Origin of the sequence: Gordonia asplenii (genome assembly GCF_012933505.1) — a bacterium.
GTDB lineage: Bacteria > Actinomycetota > Actinomycetes > Mycobacteriales > Mycobacteriaceae > Gordonia > Gordonia asplenii.
In genome coordinates, this window is the sequence record NZ_JABBNB010000003.1 from 1 (window position 1) to 18,197 (window position 18,197).

Consider the following 18,197-nt stretch of genomic DNA (forward strand, 5'->3'; position numbering starts at 1 on the left):
CCCTGCACCTGCCCCGCAACTGGCCCTGGGCCGCCGCCCGCACCGAACTCACCGCAGCCCTACACACCCCACCACCACAAACCGCCGCCTAAACACCCCAACCACCCACGCCCCCAAGGCCCGACAGCACCACCGAACAACACCGGAACCACAGAGCCGGGCACACAACCACGCCCACCCACCACACCCCGCCCCCCACCACACCAAAAAACCCGGAAACCAGACCCATCGGTGAATCCAGGCTGAGCCGGACCGGAGCGCCACCTCCGCTGGTGAGCCGGGCCGGAGCGCCACCTCCGCTGGTTGAGCCGGGCCGGAGCGCTACGCTAGCGAAGGTCCGTGTCGAAACCACGTACGCCGTAAGGTCAGTGCACCAAACACGAAGTGACAGTTGGCATCTCGTCCCACCATGGTTTCGACACGGGCGCGTCTCGCTGCGCTCGTCGGGCCCGGCTCAACCGGCGGGGTGGTCGGTGCTCGCTGCGCTCGTCGGGCCCGGCTCAACCGGCGGGGTGGTCGGTGCTCGCTGCGCTACGTCGGGCCCGGCTCAACCAGCGGGGGAGGCCGTTTCGATACGGGCGCGTCACTTCGACTCGCTGCGCTCGTCGGGCCCGGCTCAACCAGCGGGGGAGGCACCCCTGGGGCATCGATCCCCGGCTGAGACGCGCGACACGTCGTCGAGCGGGGCGTGGCGGAGCGCGGTGAGTGGCGAAGGTGTTACCGTGGAGTCCCGTAGGTAATCGGGCCCAAAGGCCCGGTGGGTATCCAACGGGAGACGCATTGCGACCACTTCGCCACACACACGATGGCACGAAACACATCTTCGTCACCGGGGGCGTCGCGTCGTCGCTCGGCAAAGGCCTGACCGCCTCCAGCCTCGGTCAACTCCTCACCGCGCGGGGCCTGCGTGTCACCATGCAGAAGCTCGATCCGTACCTCAACGTCGACCCGGGCACCATGAACCCGTTCCAGCACGGTGAAGTGTTCGTCACCGAAGACGGCGCGGAGACCGACCTCGACGTCGGGCACTACGAGCGTTTCCTCGATCGCAATCTGTCGCAGTCGGCGAATGTGACCACCGGACAGGTGTATTCGACGGTCATCGCCAAGGAACGTCGGGGCGAGTATCTCGGCGAAACCGTTCAGGTCATTCCGCATATCACCGACGAACTGAAATCGCGGATCCTTGCGATGCGCGCACCGGACGCCGAAGGCAACGAGCCCGACGTCGTGATCACCGAGATCGGCGGCACCGTCGGCGACATCGAATCCCTGCCGTTCATCGAGGCCGCGCGCCAGATCCGCCACGACGTCGGGCGGGACAACATCTTCTTCCTGCACGTGTCGTTGGTGCCCTACCTCGCGCCGTCGGGGGAGTTGAAGACCAAGCCGACGCAGCATTCGGTCGCCGCGCTGCGCAACGTCGGCATCCAGCCCGACGCGCTGATCTTGCGCTGCGACCGCGACGTCCCCGAGGGACTCAAGCAGAAGATCGCGCTGATGTGCGACGTCGACGTCGAAGGCGTCATCTCCACCCCCGACGCGCCGTCGATCTACGACATCCCCAAGGTGCTGCACCGCGAGCAGCTCGACACCTACGTCGTGCGCAAGCTGGGTCTCCCGTTCCGCGACGTCGACTGGACCGAATGGGGCGATCTGCTCCAACGCGTCCACGAACCGCGCGAGACGGTCACCGTGGCGCTCGTCGGCAAATACGTCGATCTGCCCGACGCGTACCTGTCGGTTACCGAGGCGATCCGCGCCGGCGGGTTCGCGCATCGCGCGCGCACCGAGATCAAGTGGGTGCCCTCCGACGACTGCGAGACGCTCGAGGGGGCTCGCGCCGCACTCGGCGACGTCGACGCGGTCCTCATTCCCGGCGGCTTCGGCATCCGCGGCATCGAAGGCAAGCTCGGCGCCATTTCCTATGCGCGCCAGCGGGGTATCCCGCTGCTCGGGCTGTGCCTCGGCCTGCAGTGCGTGGTCATCGAAGCGGCGCGGACCGTCGGGCTCGACGGCGCCAGCTCCACCGAGTTCGATCCGGACACCGAGTTCCCGGTGATCTCCACGATGGCCGATCAGGAAGACGTCGTCGCCGGTGACGCCGACCTCGGCGGCACGATGCGCCTGGGTGCGTATCCGGCGACGCTGACCCGCGGATCGTTGGTCGCCGACGCCTACGGTTCGACGGAGGTGTCCGAGCGGCACCGGCACCGTTTTGAGGTGAACAACGCCTACCGCGACAAGATCGCCGAGTCGGGGCTGGTGTTCTCCGGTACCTCGCCGGACGGCAAGCTCGTCGAGTTCGTCGAATACCCGAAGTCGGTGCACCCGTTCCTCGTCGCGACACAGGCCCATCCGGAGCTCAAGAGCCGTCCGACGCGACCTCATCCGCTGTTCCGGTCACTGATCGGCGCCGCATTGAAATACAAAGCGGCAGAACGACTTCCAGTAGACATTCATCCGGTGGAGGCCGATGCCCCGGAGTCCGACGACGTCGAGGACGCGAGTTGAGTTCGCCCGGATCGCATGAATTCGCCGTCGCGGGATCGACGACGATCTACGACGGCGCGATCCTCACCCTGCGGGTCGACGACGTCGTGATGCCGGGCGGCGCGACCGCCAAGCGTGAGATCGTCGAACATCACGGAGCGGTGGCCGTCGTAGCCGTCGACGACGACGGTCGTGCTGCGATGATCCGCCAGTACCGTCATCCGGTGGGCCGGCGGCTGCTCGAACTGCCCGCGGGCCTGCTCGACGGAGGGCCGGAAGAATCGGCTCTCGTTGCGGCACAACGGGAATTGGCCGAAGAGGTCGATCTCGCGGCCGCCGACTGGGCGGTGCTCACCGACCTCGTGCTGTCGCCGGGATTCTGCGACGAAGCGCTGCGCGTCTATCTCGCGCGCGGGCTGACCGCTCTGCCGAGCGCGCAACGGTCCGACGAAGAGGCCGATCTCGCCCTGGAATGGATCGATCTCGCCGAGGCGGGCAGGCTGATCGGTGCCGGTGAGATCGTCAACGCCACCGCGGTGGCCGGTGTGCTCGCGGCCGCCGCCGCACTTGCGGACCCGTCGCTGTTGCGGCCGGTCGACGCCGAATGGATCGACGAGCCGACGGCGCTGGTGCGGCGTCGGGCCGCGCGGGACTGACGTCGGCGATGGTCGGGGATCTGGTGTCGCGCTACCTCGACCACCTCGTCGTCGAGCGGGGCGCCGCGCGCAACACCGTGGCGTCGTACAGCCGTGACCTCGCACGATATGCCGACTATCTGACCCGGCGCGGCATCGGGGACCTGTCGGAGGCCACCGAGGAAGACGTGCGCGAATTCCTCGTCGAGCTGCGTCGCGGCGACGCCGATCGACGGCAGGCGCCGCTCGCCGACTCGTCGATCGCGCGAACGCTGGTGGCGGTCAGGGGTTTTCACAAGTTCGCGGTGATCGAGAACGTCGTCGTGACCGACGTCGCGCATGCGGTGTCTCCGCCGCGGCCGGCGAGACGGCTGCCCAAGGCGTTGTCCATCGACGAGGTGACCGCAATCCTCGACGCCGCCGGCGACTCCGAGACACCGCGGGGTCTGCGTGACCGTGCGCTGCTGGAGCTGCTGTACTCCTGTGGGGCGCGGATTTCGGAGGTCGTCGACCTCGACGTCGACGACCTCGATATCGCACATCGCTCAGTTCTGTTGCGCGGCAAGGGCGGAAAGGAACGGATCGTCCCGGTCGGGCGGCCCGCCGTCGACGCTGTGACCGCCTACACCGTGCGTGGACGCCCGGCTCTGTCGAAGGGGCGATCGCCCGCGCTGTTCCTCAACGTCCGGGGTGGGCGGCTGTCGCGCCAGTCGGCGTGGCAGACCCTCGTCGACGCCGCCGCGCGCGCGGGTATCGACAAGGCGGTCTCACCGCACACGCTGCGGCACAGTTTCGCGACCCATCTGCTCGACGGCGGCGCCGACGTCCGCGTCGTGCAGGAGTTGCTCGGGCACGCGTCGGTCACGACCACCCAGGTGTACACCCTCGTCACGGTCACCACCATGCGGGAGGTTTTCGCGGTAGCCCATCCCCGGGCGCGCTGAGGGGCCTCGCGCTCCCGGCGTCGGCTCCGGTGCCTGAGACCTGCGTCACAATCCCTGTGTCACAATCTCTGTCATGAGGCCTCGGGTGCGCGATTTTCACGACGACGATCTGGACAGCATCGTGCGGCTGTGGGAGGCCGCGTATCACCGGGGTACGCCGCCGGTGTACTCGATGGCCGAAGTGATCGCATCGTGCCAGCAGGACCACGCGATGGTGGCCACCGTCGATGACAAGGTGGTCGCGGTGGCCGTCGGCCGAGCCGCGCACGCGCAGGGGTGGGTGGTGTTCTTCGACGTCGCGCCGGGGACCGATTCGAGTGCGGCCGGGTTGCTGCTCGACGCGCTGGAGCGGCGCATGGCGCCGCTGGGGCTGTCGAAGCTGTCGGTGCTGACCTCCGGATTCGACGAGGCCGCAACGGCCTTGTCGGACAACGGTTTCGAAGTGCGCGACCCGGTCCGCTACCTGGAGCGCCCGATGCCGGTGCAGCGGCGCGAACTCGACCTGCTCAAGGAGGTCGGCGGCCGGATCCTGCCGCGGCACCTGTGGGATCTGGTGAGCGGTATGCGCCAGGAGAAGGCGATGCTGGAACAGCGGTTGGTGACGCCGCTGGCGCGTCCCGAACTGGCCGAGCGGTTCGGGGTCATGCCACCGCACGCGGTGATGCTGTTCGGGCCGCCGGGGACGGGCAAGACGACCTTCGCCAAGGCCGTCGCATCGCGACTGGACTGGCCGTTCGTCGAACTGTTCCCGTCACGGTTGGCCGACTCGCCCGGCGGTCTGGCCGGTGCGCTGCGATCATCGTTCGAGGCGATCGCCGATCTGGAACACGCCGTCGTGTTCATCGACGAAGTGGAGGAGATCGCCTCCAAGCGCCGCGGCGATCCGCCGTCGCCCACTCAGGGCGTGACCAATGAGCTCCTCAAGCAGGTCGCCGAGTTCCGCGACCACGAGGGGCGGCTGCTGGTGTGCGCCACGAACTTCGTCCGATCACTCGACGCGGCGTTCCTGCGCCATGGCCGCTTCGACTACGTGATGCCGATCGGCCTGCCCGACGCCGACGCCCGCACCGCCATCTGGGGCCGATACATTCCCGGAGCGGTGATCGGCTCGATCGACGTCGCGGCGCTGACCGAGGCCAGTACCGGTATGACGCCGGCCGACATCGAGTACGCGGCGCGGCGCGCGTCGCAGGACGCGCTCGAACGTGCGCTGGGCGGAGATCCCGAACGATCGGAGATCGACACGGAATTGAGCACCGCCGACTACCTGACCGCGCTGGCCGCCACTCGGGCGACGGTGTCACCCGAGGCGGCGTCGGAGTTCTCCGAGGACATCGAGACCTACGCCCGGCTGTGACGTCGTCGGGTGCAGGCTGCCCGGTCGTCGGCGTGGGCTGACGCGGGTGAGCGAGGTCGCTGCATTAGGCTGGGAGATCAGATGACCATGGCCCTAACAGAGAGGAGCGTCGGGGAGTGATGACGCCGGAGCCTCAGCATTCTCAGGCAGCGCCCCGCCCCGACGACACTCAATACCGGCTGGCGGTCAACGACCGGCCCGACGACGATGTCGAGGAGCAGGTCGAGGCGGTCATCGGGCCGACGGGGCGGCCCATTCGACCGGTGCCGGAGCCAGAGCTGATCGAGCACCACGGACCCGCGACGATCATCGCCGTCTGCAACCAGAAGGGCGGCGTCGGCAAGACGACGTCGACGATCAATCTCGGTGCGGCACTTGCCGAATGCGGTCGTCGGGTGCTGCTCGTCGACCTCGACCCACAGGGGGCGTTGTCGGCGGGGTTGGGCGTGGCCCACCACGAGCTCGAGGCGACCGTGCACAACCTGCTGGTCCCGCCGCATGCGTCGACCGAAGACGTGCTGATGCGCACCCGGGTGGAGAACCTCGACCTGCTGCCGTCGAATATCGACCTCTCGGCCGCCGAGATCCAACTGGTCAACGAGGTGGGGCGCGAACAGACCCTGGCCCGGGCGCTGCATCCCATCGTCGATCGCTACGACTACATCCTTATCGACTGCCAGCCGTCGCTCGGGCTGCTGACCGTCAACGCGCTGGCCTGCGCTGACAGCGTCCTGATTCCGATGGAATGCGAATACTTCAGTCTGCGTGGCCTGGCACTGCTGACCGACACCATCGACAAGGTGCGTGACCGGCTCAACTACAAGCTGGAGCTCGCGGGCATCGTCGTGACGATGTTCGATGCCCGGACGCTGCATTCGCGCGAAGTGATGGCACGCGTGGTCGAGGTGTTCGGCGACGCCGTGTACGACACCGTCGTCAGCCGTACGGTGCGGTTCCCGGAAACGTCGGTTGCGGGTGAACCGATCACGTCGTGGGCGCCCAAATCGGCGGGTGCCGCGGCATATCGTGCTCTTGCGCGCGAGGTCATCGCGCGCAACGGCCCCAAGAAATGACCGAACCGGACTCGACGGGTGGCGCGGCCGCGGTGGACGTCGCGTTCGCAGATGCGGCCGCCGCCAACAAGTTTCAGGTCAAGCTCAAGAATTTCGAGGGTCCGTTCGATCTGCTGCTGAACCTGATCAGTCAGCATCGTCTCGACGTCACCGAGTTAGCTCTGCACGAGGTGACCGACGATTTCATCGCCTACACCCGCTCGATGGGTGCGCAGCTGAGTCTGGAGCAGACCACCGAGTTTCTCGTCGTCGCCGCGACGCTGCTCGATCTCAAGGCGGCGCGATTGCTGCCGTCGGGCGAGGTGGAGGACGTCGAAGACCTCGCTCTGCTCGAAGCGCGTGACCTGCTGTTCGCGCGGTTGCTGCAGTACCGCGCCTACAAGCAGGTGGCGGTGCTTTTCGCGGAACTGGAATCCGCTGCGCTGCAACGGTATCCGCGTGCGGTTTCGTTGGAAAGCCGCTACGAGGAGCTCGTTCCGGAGGTGTCGCTGGGTGTCACCGCAGACGCGTTCGCGTCGATCGCGGCGATGGCGATGACACCCAAACCCAAGCCGACCGTCGGGCTCGATCACATTCATCAACATCAGGTGTCGGTGCCCGAGCAGGCCCAGCGGATGACCGAGATCCTCACCGCCGAGCCCGGCGTGTGGGTGTCGTTCGCCGATCTGGTCGCCGATTGCGCGACCGGGCTGGAGGTGGTCGCCAGTTTCCTCGGCCTGCTGGAACTGTTTCGCGCCAAAGCGATCATCTTCGATCAGACCGAGGCGCTCGGCGACCTGTCGGTCAGCTGGACCGGTGATCAGGAGGCGGGCGAGGTCAACATGGAATCAGCGGAGGAGTACGGATGAGCGAGGACGACGAGACGCTCGACGAACCCGGCCAGGTCAGCATCGACATCGGGCAGACGACGCTCGACGCCGAGGACGAGCGGGTCATGGGCGACGCCGAGTTGCGCTCGGCGCTCGAGGCGGTGCTGCTCGTCGTCGACACACCGGTGTCGACCGAGGAGTTGGCCAACGCGCTCGAACAGGATCGGCTGCGGGTCAACCGGACGCTCAAGAAGATCGCGGCCGACTTCACCGAAGCGGGCAGCGGGATCGACCTGAGATTCGCCGGTGACGGCTGGCGGTTCTACACGCGCTCGGAATACGCGCCGTATGTGGAACGGCTGCTGCTCGACGGTGCCCGGACGAAGCTGACGCGTGCCGCGTTGGAGACCCTCGCCGTCGTCTCCTACCGGCAGCCGGTCAGTCGGGCCCGGGTGAGCGCGATCCGCGGCGTCAACGTCGACGGCGTGATCCGGACCCTGCTGGCGCGGGGACTGATCAGCGAGGCGGGCACCGACCCGACCACCACCGCGACGCTGTACGGGACCACCGAGTTGTTCCTGGAACGACTCGGGCTCGCGTCGCTCTCGGACCTGCCCGATCTGGCGCCGCTGCTGCCCGACATCGACGTCATCGACGACCTGTCCGAGGAACTGCACGACGACCCACGATTCGCCAAACTGGCTGATCGCCGGGCACAATCAGGGGTGACCGGGACGTCGTCCGACGCTCCGGGACCTATCGACGATCAGGACTAATCAGATATGGCATCCGCTAGCCGAGACGGCAAACCGGGACGAGAACAAGGCAGACGACAAGGCCCCAAGCGTGGGGGCAAAGGCGGGGGAGCAGCCAAAAAGCCTGCCCAGCAACAGGTTTCGAGCAAGAAGCCGCACCGCAAGGGGGCACGGTCGACGCCGGACGTGGCGTCGGGGCGGGTGCGCCTGAACAACGCGAAGCTGGCGCGCACGCAGTTGTCGCCGGAGGGCGACAGCGGCCACGCGACCTACGAGGCCGACGGTGTGCGGCTGCAGAAGGTCCTCGCGCAAGCCGGCGTCGCATCCCGACGTGGCGCCGAGGAACTCATCGCGGCCGGCCGCGTCTCGGTGGACGGTCAGATCGTCGTCGAGCAGGGGATGCGGATCAACCCCGACACCTCGATCATCCGCGTCGACGGTGCGCGCGTCGTCATCGATGAAACCAAGCAGTACCTGGCGCTGAACAAGCCCAAGGGCTACCAGTCGACGATGTCTGACGATCAGGGCCGCCACTGCGTCGGTGACCTCGTGGCCGAACGCGTCATGGCCGGTCAGCGACTCTTCCACGTCGGTCGCCTCGACGCTGACACCGAAGGGCTGTTGCTGCTCACCAACGACGGCGAGTTGGCCCACCGACTGATGCACCCCTCCTACGAAGTGCCCAAAACCTACCTCGCGACGGTGCGCGGCGAGGTGCCGCGCGGCATCGTGCGGACACTGCGCGACGGCATCGTGCTCGACGACGGTCCCGTGCACGTCGACAAGGCGACAGTCCTCGAAGTGCACGAGGGACGGTCGCTGCTGCGACTCACCCTGCACGAGGGACGCAAGCGCGTGGTGCGCCGGCTGCTCGACGAGGTAGGGTTCCCGGTCACTCGACTGCTGCGCACCGACGTCGGCGCCGTCAATCTCGGCGAACAGCGCCCCGGTACCCTGCGGGTGCTCGGCAGCGACGAGGTCGGGGCACTGTACAAGTCGGTGGGAATGTGACTGGTGCGACCGGGGCGAGCGCTTCGCCGGGGAATGTGACCGGGGCGTCTTCTTCGCTGGGGAATGTGACCGGGGTGTCTTCTTCGCCGGGGGATGTGACTGGGGTGAGCGCTTCGCCGGGGAATGTGACCGGGGCGTCTTCTTCGCCGGACACTGCGACTGGGGTGTCTTCTTCGCCGATTGAGCGAGCGCAGCGAGTCGAAATCCCCGCCGCCACCGTCATCGCGATCGACGGTCCAGCGGGAACCGGGAAGTCGTCGGTCTCGAAGCTGTTGGCGCAGCGCGTCGGCGCCGAGTATCTGGACACCGGAGCCATGTATCGCGCCGCGACGCTCGCGGTGCTGCGTGCGGGCGTACCCGTCGACGACGCCGACGCGATGGCTGCCGTCGTCGCCGATGCGGTTATCGCACTGGACGATTCGGACGGAGCGACCGTTGTGCTGCTCGACGGCGAGGATGTGTCCACCGCCGTGCGCGAGGCGGAGGTGACGGCGAATGTGTCCGCGGTGTCGGCGCATCCCGACGTCCGGGCCAAGCTCGTCGAGTTGCAGCGGGCCGTCGCGCGGGGACGATACGTCGTCGTCGAAGGCCGCGACATCGGGACTGTCGTGTTTCCGGATGCGGCGTTGAAGGTGTTCTTGACCGCGAGTCCGCAGGCGCGGGCGCAGCGTCGGCTGCGGCAGGACACCGCCGCGGGACGCGACACAGATTTCGACACGGTGCTCGCGAGTGTGAATCGTCGTGACCATCTCGACTCGACCCGCGCGGCGTCGCCGCTGCGACCGGCCGACGACGCGGTGCTGTTCGACACGAGTGAATTGACCTTGCCGCAGGTACTCGATGGATTGATTACCTTGGCGGAGAAGCGAATTGGGGTATCGAAGTGACGGATCCGACGTTCAGCGGTGATGTCGAGGGCATCGGCACGCTGCCCGGTGACGGGGTGTGGACCGACGAATCAGACTGGGAGGTCGGGGAATTCGACCTCGACGACGAGCTCGAGGGCGTGGCGTCGTTGCCGGTGGTGGCCATCGTCGGACGGCCGAATGTCGGCAAGTCGACGCTGGTGAACCGTATCCTCGGGCGGCGCGAAGCCGTCGTCGAAGATGTGCCCGGGGTGACTCGGGACCGGGTGTCGTATCGCGCGAGCTGGTCGGGACGCGACTTCACGGTCGTCGACACCGGCGGCTGGGAACCGGACGCGAAGGGCATGCATCAGGCGATCGCTCGGCAGGCTGAGCTGGCCATGGCGACCGCGGACGTGATCGTCCTCGTCGTCGACGCGACGGTCGGCGCGACGTCGACCGACGAAGCGGTGGCGCGCGTCCTGCGCCGGTCGAAGACGCCGGTTGTGTTGGCGGCCAACAAGATCGACAGCGACAAGGCGGAGGCCGAGGCGGCCGCGCTGTGGTCGTTGGGCCTCGGCGAGCCGTACCCGGTGTCGGCGGCGCACGGTCGGGGAGCGGGCGATCTGCTCGACGAGATCCTCAAGGTGCTGCCGACGACCACGCAGGTGGTGCCGCGACTGGACGGTCCGCGGCGCGTCGCGTTGGTCGGAAAGCCCAATGTCGGGAAGAGTTCGCTGCTCAACAAATTGTCGGGGACGGATCGATCCGTCGTCGATAACGTGGCCGGTACCACTGTCGATCCGGTCGATGAATTGATCGAATTGGGCGGGCGCCCTTGGCAATTCATCGACACCGCGGGTCTGCGGCGGAAGGTGCGCACGGCGTCGGGGCACGAGTATTACGCGTCGCTGCGGACGCGGTCGGCGTTGGAGGCGGCCGAGGTCGCGATCCTGCTGATCGACGCGTCGCAGCCGATCACCGAGCAGGATCTGCGGGTGCTGTCGTTGATCATCGAGACCGGACGCGCGCTGGTAATCGCGTTCAACAAGTGGGACCTGGTCGACGAGGATCGGCGCTACCAGTTGGATAAGGAGATCGATCGCGAGTTGGCGCGTGTGCCGTGGGCACAGCGGGTCAACATTTCGGCGATGACCGGTCGTGCGGTGCAGAAACTGGTGCCTGCTCTCGATACCGCGCTCGACTCGTGGGACAAGCGCATTTCCACTGGGCGGCTTAACAATTGGCTCAAGGAAGTAATCGCGGCAAACCCGCCGCCACTGCGCGGCGGCCGGCAGCCCCGGGTGATGTTCGCCACGCAGGCGGCGACCCGCCCGCCAACGTTCGTGCTGTTCACCACCGGGTTCTTGGAGGCCGGCTACCGGCGATTCCTCGAACGTCGGCTGCGTGAGGAGTTCAACTTCGATGGCTCGCCGGTGCGCGTGAATGTCCGCGTGCGAGACAAGCGGGAGATGCGCAAGAAGAAGTAGGCGGTGGCTTATGCTTCCACGGTGAGTAGCGTGGGTGTCGTCATCATCGGAGTCATACTGTTCGGCATGATCGCCGGTGCCGCCGCGCAATTGCTGCTCGGCGGCAAAGTGCGTGCCATCGATTGGTCGCTGGCGTTCGTCGCGGGATTGGCCGGATCCTTCGTCGGCGGACTGTTGTTCAGCCTGCTCAAGGGCAATGGTTTCGTGTTGCGCCCGAGCGGCCTGATCGGGTCTGTCATCGGTGCGTTGCTCCTGACCGCGGGGTGGTACTGGTTCAAGAAGCAACGCTCGGTGGGTTAAGTCGTCGGCAAGCCTCTGACCAGGCGATTGGTGTTTGGGTGCCGTCGTCGGATAGGCTTTTCGAGGTCGTCAGCGAGAGCCGATGACAGCGGGCTGTGGCGCAGCTTGGTAGCGCACTTGACTGGGGGTCAAGTGGTCGCAGGTTCAAATCCTGTCAGCCCGACAGAGCATACAGGTCAGAGGTCGTTTCCGGGACAACCGAGCGGCCTCGACTCGTCTCAGACCGCAGAGTTTTCACGGGACCGCTCGACGGACCGCAGAGCAGACCGCGCGGACGTCACTCGTCGTCACCGATCGCCATGAGGTCATCGGGGAACTCGTGCGAGTACACGTCGAGGGTGATCGAGACGTCGGCCAGCAGTGCGGCCGGTTTAAACACCCGTGCCGACCAATTGCGAAGACGCAGCGGCCCGCAGTCGCTAGGGTCGGTGTCGTCCCACCCACGGTCCGCGACAGAGGTACTCGTCTGCTGAAGGTCCCGGCTGTCAGGGCTTAGTCGTAGATTGGATGTCGAGGCAGGTCCATCTAGCTACGCGGGTCCCACGGACGGCCCTCTGAGGGCACTTGGTTCATAGCCGCCTCCATACGGAACACAGTCGCGCTATGACAGAAAGAGGGACCTGCGATGCTCCGCACAAGCCTCAGCGCTCAGTACGCAAGGGCAGTGTGTACACGGCTGAGCGCCCACCATTCTGCTGTTCACGGTGGTCTGCACCAGGCGCGGCCTGGTTGTGCGGTTAGTCGGGAACCCATTCAAATCTTTCTGAAGCGGACCAGTGCGTCTGAAAGCGCGGTTCAATGCGAAGACTCGCGAAGGTCAGGGAAGTCGGCTGCCGGACGGAGCCAAGTAGACTGTCTCCCGCGGAGCCTACCCATTCCGCGTTCCGAGCAGGGGAAAGGTGGTGCAGTGGCCGGATCGCTGGCCTACACCGTCAACGACGGCCCAATCTCCGCGACCGGGCACCTCCTTGAAGAGTCGGATGTCACCCACATCGCCCCTAGCGTGCAATCGATCTTGCGGGACGAGACCGGTGTCCAAGAGGCGCGCGAAGCGCTCGCCGACTTGGCGCAGACCGACTTCGAGAACGAGCGGCTAGAGAGCATCCTCGCTCCTCCTGATACGTTCGAAGAGTGGCGAGCAGGGGAGGCACTCGCCGAGCATCACCTGACTACGGAAGCTGGATGCGAGTTCCCCTGGCCCGACAGTCGGTCAACGAGAAACCCGAACAGCAGCGGTGGAGGCGTGGACCTTATTGGATTCCACGTTGGCGATCGAGTTAGGTTCGTCTTCGCCGAAGTGAAGACCAGCCATCAACAGGCCTGGCCACCCGCACTACTGACGAGCCGCAGCCACGGACTTCATAGCCAGATGGCTGGCCTCAACGCGGGCGACGATCGCAGCAAGTGGGCGATTCGGTACCTCGCAATGAACTCAGTGGGCAAGTCGTGGATCGGCAGCTTCCGTCAGGCAATGGAGACCTATCTAGCAGACTGCGCGGACGTTGTCATTTTCGGCGTTCTCATCCACGCAAGCGAACCGAATCAAGCAGACCTTCGTGCCAGAGCCTCCAGCCTCGCTCCGTCAGTGAAAGTACCAACCAGAATGGCGCTCATCGCAATCTACTTGACCGCCGAATTACTGGCTCGGGTCACAGATGGTTCGGTCATATTAGAGACTGCGGCATGACTATTTCCCGCGAGGCAATCAGCAGCCTCCGGTCTCACTGGGCAATCGAAGCCCTCGGCCATGAGCGAGCGCGGGCGGCGCAGTTCGCCGCAGCGTCCATGTATGTTGACTCGAACCTGGGCCGTCAACTTCACCGTGAAGACTCTTATGACGCCGCGACCGCGGCGCTCATTCAGGACGTCGCGTTCGCTTATGAGATCGTCGCCAGTGAGAGCATTGACGCGCTCGCACATCCGTCAGTGCACTCTGCTGCATCAGGCGCCGAGGTAGCGGAAGCTGCGGCCCACGAAGCGTTCGCCTTGTTGCGAGCGCTGCCGTTGAAGCGCGACTCGTTGGAAGCGCTGGTGCATCAAGTTCTACAACTCGGCGCGCTCGCATATTGTTCAGACCGCTGGGCGGAGTTCCGGGCGTGGATGCGCGAGCGCGAAGTCACCCCAGAACTGTTTGTTACTGACGGGCCATGGGACATGCGCGTACTAAGCGATTTGGGGCAGATTTGGGCGCGACTCCTTCGTAAGGACGGATGGCGCGACCTCGAAGGCGTGGCACAGACCGTCTCACGGCTGAGGGCAGAGCAGCAAGAGAACGAGGAACTCCTTTTCGATGCGCAGGCACGGCCCGAGGATTTGCAGGTTGCTGGGTGGCGCCTCGTGGCCCTGTACCACTGGGCCAGGCTATCCGAGATGGTCGCTACTTACCTTATGCAAGGCGAGCCTGTCGATATTGCGACGCAACTGGACTTCCACTTCGATCGAGCGATCTCCGCGGCGCAGCAATCTGCCGATCCAGCGTTCGTAGTAGTTCTCCAATGGCAGCGCGCGATGGCTCAACGCATGGTGGCAGGTGCACTGTGGTCCGTCACAAGAATCGGTCCCGAGATTCGGAGCATTGTTGAAACAGCGACACGGCAACGCTCCATGTTTGAAATGCTTCCGCCACAGCGCATAGCGATTCAGGAACAGGGACTCATGGACCCTGCAAGCGCGGCGGTCGTTGTCGATCTGCCCACGAGCGCGGGCAAGACTATCCTCGCGGAGTTCAAGATTGTTCAAGCGATTGGCCAGTTCAAGCAGGATAACGGCTGGGTCGCGTATGTGGCACCGACGCGGGCGCTGGTCTCGCAGATAACGCGACGCCTGAGGCGTGACCTTGGACCAAGCGGTATTCGCGTAGAAGAACTCACCTCTGCGGTCGAGATTGATGAAATCGAAGCCGGAATGCTCAACGAGTCTCCCTTCGATGTGTTAGTGGCAACTCCAGAAAAGCTCCACCTCGCAATCCGAAATGCGGCAATTGGTCGACCGCTCGCGTTGTTGGTGCTTGATGAGGCGCATAACATTGAGGATTCTGACCGCGGCATCAGAATCGAACTATTACTGGCGACTGTCAAACGAGATTGTGCTCAAGCGAACTTCTTGTTGCTTATGCCTTATGTGCCGAACGGTGACGATCTTGCTAGGTGGCTGGCGCCGCAAACTGGAAAGAGCGTTAGCCTCGCGACAACCCCTTGGCAGCCCAACGATCGACTGATCGGTCTTGTTTCGGTGGTGGCTCCCTCCTCTGGGCGGGGAAGGGATTGGCGGCTGTCTTTTGAGCCTATGCTTACGAGCGGCTCATCGATGAACGTCTCCGGCTCCTACCAGATAGGTCAAGCGCCACAACTTAATTGCACTTTCTCCAGTATCAAGAACAGCCTTAGCAAGATCGCTGGTGCTTCGGCACTAACGCTGTCCGAGCGGGGGACTGCGATCGTAATCTGCCCGACGATCTCAACCGTGTGGACAATTGCTGAGGAGTTGACGGGTCAGCTTCCGGAGGTGGAGGATCCCGATATCGCGTTGGTGCAGCGGTATCTAGCAGCAGAAATCAGCGAGGACTATGCCCTCATTGGCATGCTTGCACACCAGGTGGGGGTACACCACGCAGGACTCTCTGACGAAACGCGCGCGCTGATGGAATGGCTTGCCGAGCAAGGAAAGCTGCGGATACTCGTCGCGACGACCGGACTGTCTCAGGGGCTGAACTTCCCGGTCTCTTCCATACTCCTCGCAAGTCGGAACCTGCCTAGCGGTAAGTTCAACCGGCCAATGACTGCTCGCGAATTCTGGAATCTTGCGGGCAGGGCGGGCAGGGTTGATCAGGACAGCATCGGCGTCGTTGGAATATCTAGTAAAGAAGGTGATCGGGAATCGCTGGCGCAGTTCTTGTCCGAACAGACAGGCGCGCTCGTTTCCCGGCTCGTGGTTCTCCTGGATGAACTCGAAGATGCTGGTCGGCTACTTAATCTGGAGCGAACGCTCTACAACGATCAGTGGGCGGACTTCCGCAGTTATGTCGCACACCTTTTCGCTCAGAAGAAGAACCTCGATGCAGTACTGTCCGAAACGGAGCTGCTGCTGCGAAACACGTTCGGATACTCATCCCTTGCCGAAGCGAGCCCCGTCGAAAGGCAAAAGGGAGTTAGGCTTTTGGAGGCGACACGTTCCTATGCTGCTGAGCTCGCTCAGAATATCGAGACTGCAACGCTCGCCGATAGCACCGGGTTCACTCCTGAAGGTATCCGTTCTGCAATGGGTGAGATGCGTCGGATGGACAAGTCTCTCGATGCGAGCGATTGGCAGCCTGACAGCTTGTTTGGCGATGTGTCGTCTAGCGCTCTGCCTGATCTGATGCGGGTCATGCTTCAACTCCCGCAGATTAGGGGCAGCATTGATGAGCTAAGTGGCGCTGGTACCGGGATTGGCGACAGGGCGGCCAAGATTGCCGCTGACTGGGTCGCCGGCATCTCTCTCAAGGCCATTGCCGAGCGCTATTTCGGCGATGCAGTAAGCCCGACCGCCGCGCTTACCGATGCAACGAAGGCAATCTATCGAAATCTTGCGACGGCCGGTACGTGGGGGATTACAGCCCTGTCCAAGTTGCCTACGAGCGGCATTGATTTCGACAACGTTAGCGAAAGCGATCTGCGAAGTATCAACCTGCTCGGTGCAATGCTGTATCACGGCGTCAACACCGAGGCTGGTGTGGTGATGCGGATGAGTTCAGTTCCGAGAACTGCAGCTAACTCACTCGGTGCTGAGTTTGCGGAGCGCCACGAGCCGGGGGCTCTTCGCCCCGCTGAGGCGCGGGAGTTCCTCTCACAACTGTCCGATGCTGACTGGGGCCGACACGTTCCGAGAGGGTCAAACCTCGCTGGTTCTGACCTGCGAGATCTATGGCTGGTCCTGTCAGGCAGCAATGGAGACCCCAGGGTTCGGTCTACTGTAGGCGCGGCAGAGTAGCCTCGGTAGGTATCGCCGTGCCGCCGCCGCGTCCGTGTGCTCGATGACGCGACCAGCGGGCAGGCGAGTACTTCGAAGGCTAGGGCGCCGTCTATCACCATTCTCAGGTCCATCGCTCCGGAAGGTTGATGCATGAAGCTCACCGCAATCTACTCGAGATTTTTCCGATCGCTGAACTATGACTACGTCCGATTGTCGAGCCCGAGCTACCGTCCTGATCCCTGGGATGTCACGCCTTCAGGCGCCCAATACCCGTTCGTGCGACTGCGCTTGGAAGACCGGATCACGACTGTTGTCGGAGGCAATGAATCGGGCAAGAGCCAGGTGCTTGCCGCCGTACGGGCTGCGCTGACCGGGGAGGGCTACGAGAGGAGTGACTTTTGCCGCTACTCGCCGTTCTTTACGGTCGACAAGACTCTCGTTCGGCGAGAGTTTGGCGCTGAGTTCCGAGACATCAGCGACACTGACATCAGGACGCTTGAAGAAGCGACGGGTGAGGCGGGGTTTAGTGGAATTGATCGTGTAGCCATCTTTCGAATGAACACAACTCCGCAGCTTCGTCTGTACGTACACCGCGGAAATAGGTGGCTGGATCCGAGTCACATCAAGAAACCGACGCTCTTGAACGATGCCGGGCTTCCCGCACCGTTTTACATCGACGCGGACGTACCTCTGCCGGACAGTGTTCCCCTGGAGTTCCTAGCCACCGGAAAACCAACCGCAGCAGTCGGGCGCAACGTGCTTCGTAGCGTTTGGGATGCGTTTACGAATAACTCCAGCTGGTTCGAATCGAGAGAGACTGTTGTCAGTCAGGCGAGCGAGATCTCGACCTCCTTCAAGGCCTCGCCCTCAAGCGACGACGACCAGCTCAGGAAGTACCGTCTCGCTGCCGATTTATTGCTCAAGATTGCGGACCTTGATCGCTCGCAGTTCGTAGAACTGCAGAATGCAGTACGAACAAAGAACGGCTATGCAAACAGCATCGTCGACACGATCAACAGTGAGCTGTCGAAAGCTCTCAATTTCCCGCATTGGTGGACGCAGGACAGCCAGTTCGAGTTGTTCGTGGCCCTCTTCGAATATGACTTGGTTTTCATGATTCGCGACCGGACTGGCCGCTCCTATGGATTCGACGAGAGAAGTGATGGCCTCAAATACTTCTTGAGCTATTTCGTTCAGTACCTCGCCCACGAGGCACCTATTGACGGGCGACCGGAGATCCTGCTAATGGATGAGCCGGACCGCTTTCTATCGAGTTCTGGTCAACAGGACCTCCTCAGAGTGTTCGCCGACTTCGCGGACCCCGAAGATGACGCCCGTGCTTCGGTACAGGTTCTCTACGTCACGCACTCACCATTCCTGATCGACAAGAACCATGCCGAGCGGATTCGAGTACTCGAAAAGGGCGAGCACGACGAGGGGACACGCATCGTCGCGAGCGTCGCACAGAACCACTATGAACCGCGCTCAGATCTGCGTTTGGAAGCTTCGTAGGTGAGACAGCTTTTATCGGCACC

General features: G+C 64.2%; 14 protein-coding genes and 1 tRNA gene. All 15 read left to right on the forward strand.

What is annotated here, in order from left to right; genetic code table 11:
• Positions 1-780: 780 nt before the first annotated feature.
• The 15 genes from pyrG (at position 781) to HH308_RS03410 (ending at position 18,174) form a co-directional block, all read left to right on the forward strand.
• Positions 781-2,514: a CTP synthase gene (pyrG, locus tag HH308_RS03340; protein WP_170192764.1), complete on the forward strand. Its 1,734-nt coding sequence runs from the start codon at positions 781-783 to the stop codon at positions 2,512-2,514.
• Positions 2,511-3,149, forward strand: a complete 639-nt coding sequence (locus HH308_RS03345; protein ID WP_170192765.1) for an NUDIX domain-containing protein — start codon at positions 2,511-2,513, stop codon at positions 3,147-3,149. The genes pyrG and HH308_RS03345 overlap by 4 nt, the downstream gene beginning before the upstream one ends.
• A gap of 8 nt (positions 3,150-3,157) precedes the next feature.
• Positions 3,158-4,072 (forward strand): site-specific tyrosine recombinase XerD, encoded by a 915-nt coding sequence (xerD, locus tag HH308_RS03350; RefSeq protein ID WP_170192969.1) that lies wholly within the window; start codon positions 3,158-3,160, stop codon positions 4,070-4,072.
• A 73-nt stretch (positions 4,073-4,145) separates the two neighbouring features.
• Positions 4,146-5,429 carry an ATP-binding protein gene (locus HH308_RS03355; protein WP_170192766.1) on the forward strand — a complete coding sequence of 428 codons (1,284 nt, stop codon included), beginning with the start codon at positions 4,146-4,148 and terminating at the stop codon, positions 5,427-5,429.
• Positions 5,430-5,548: 119 nt separating this feature from the next.
• Complete coding sequence (locus tag HH308_RS03360) at positions 5,549-6,502, forward strand: ParA family protein (RefSeq protein WP_170192767.1); 954 nt, start codon at positions 5,549-5,551, stop codon at positions 6,500-6,502.
• Entirely contained in the window at positions 6,499-7,350 is an 852-nt protein-coding gene (locus tag HH308_RS03365) for a segregation and condensation protein A (RefSeq protein ID WP_170192768.1), read from the forward strand. The genes HH308_RS03360 and HH308_RS03365 overlap by 4 nt, the downstream gene beginning before the upstream one ends.
• A complete protein-coding gene (scpB, locus tag HH308_RS03370) occupies positions 7,347-8,087 on the forward strand; it encodes an SMC-Scp complex subunit ScpB (RefSeq protein WP_170192769.1) in 741 nt (246 codons plus the stop codon). Before HH308_RS03365 ends, scpB begins: the two co-directional genes overlap by 4 nt.
• A 6-nt stretch (positions 8,088-8,093) precedes the next feature.
• Positions 8,094-9,077 (forward strand): pseudouridine synthase, encoded by a 984-nt coding sequence (locus HH308_RS03375; protein WP_170192770.1) that lies wholly within the window; start codon positions 8,094-8,096, stop codon positions 9,075-9,077.
• Positions 9,078-9,241: 164 nt separating this feature from the next.
• Complete coding sequence (cmk, locus tag HH308_RS03380; RefSeq protein ID WP_312870328.1) at positions 9,242-9,964, forward strand: (d)CMP kinase; 723 nt, start codon at positions 9,242-9,244, stop codon at positions 9,962-9,964.
• A complete protein-coding gene (der, locus tag HH308_RS03385; protein ID WP_312870329.1) occupies positions 9,961-11,412 on the forward strand; it encodes a ribosome biogenesis GTPase Der in 1,452 nt (483 codons plus the stop codon). Before cmk ends, der begins: the two co-directional genes overlap by 4 nt.
• Before the next feature lie 66 nt (positions 11,413-11,478).
• Positions 11,479-11,712 carry a GlsB/YeaQ/YmgE family stress response membrane protein gene (locus HH308_RS03390; protein WP_170192972.1) on the forward strand — a complete coding sequence of 78 codons (234 nt, stop codon included), beginning with the start codon at positions 11,479-11,481 and terminating at the stop codon, positions 11,710-11,712.
• A gap of 89 nt (positions 11,713-11,801) precedes the next feature.
• A tRNA-Pro gene (locus HH308_RS03395) sits at positions 11,802-11,875 on the forward strand.
• 744 nt (positions 11,876-12,619) lie between these two features.
• On the forward strand, positions 12,620-13,399 hold the full coding sequence (locus HH308_RS03400) for a hypothetical protein (protein WP_170192771.1): 780 nt from the start codon (positions 12,620-12,622) through the stop codon (positions 13,397-13,399).
• On the forward strand, positions 13,396-16,680 hold the full coding sequence (locus HH308_RS03405; RefSeq protein WP_170192772.1) for a DEAD/DEAH box helicase: 3,285 nt from the start codon (positions 13,396-13,398) through the stop codon (positions 16,678-16,680). The genes HH308_RS03400 and HH308_RS03405 overlap by 4 nt, the downstream gene beginning before the upstream one ends.
• Positions 16,681-16,812: 132 nt before the next feature.
• A complete protein-coding gene (locus HH308_RS03410) occupies positions 16,813-18,174 on the forward strand; it encodes an AAA family ATPase (protein ID WP_170192773.1) in 1,362 nt (453 codons plus the stop codon).
• Positions 18,175-18,197 lie beyond the last annotated feature (23 nt).

Bases quoted from the DNA above. Each gene is read 5' to 3' on its own strand.
- HH308_RS03410 (WP_170192773.1), top strand. From the start codon at position 16,813: ATGAAGCTCACCGCAATCTACTCGAGATTTTTCCGATCGCTGAACTAT.
- xerD (WP_170192969.1), top strand. From the start codon at position 3,158: ATGGTCGGGGATCTGGTGTCGCGCTACCTCGACCACCTCGTCGTCGAG.
- HH308_RS03360 (WP_170192767.1), top strand. From the start codon at position 5,549: ATGACGCCGGAGCCTCAGCATTCTCAGGCAGCGCCCCGCCCCGACGAC.
- HH308_RS03375 (WP_170192770.1), top strand. From the start codon at position 8,094: ATGGCATCCGCTAGCCGAGACGGCAAACCGGGACGAGAACAAGGCAGA.
- HH308_RS03390 (WP_170192972.1), top strand. From the start codon at position 11,479: ATGATCGCCGGTGCCGCCGCGCAATTGCTGCTCGGCGGCAAAGTGCGT.
- HH308_RS03365 (WP_170192768.1), top strand. From the start codon at position 6,499: ATGACCGAACCGGACTCGACGGGTGGCGCGGCCGCGGTGGACGTCGCG.
- scpB (WP_170192769.1), top strand. From the start codon at position 7,347: ATGAGCGAGGACGACGAGACGCTCGACGAACCCGGCCAGGTCAGCATC.
- HH308_RS03355 (WP_170192766.1), top strand. From the start codon at position 4,146: ATGAGGCCTCGGGTGCGCGATTTTCACGACGACGATCTGGACAGCATC.
- HH308_RS03405 (WP_170192772.1), top strand. From the start codon at position 13,396: ATGACTATTTCCCGCGAGGCAATCAGCAGCCTCCGGTCTCACTGGGCA.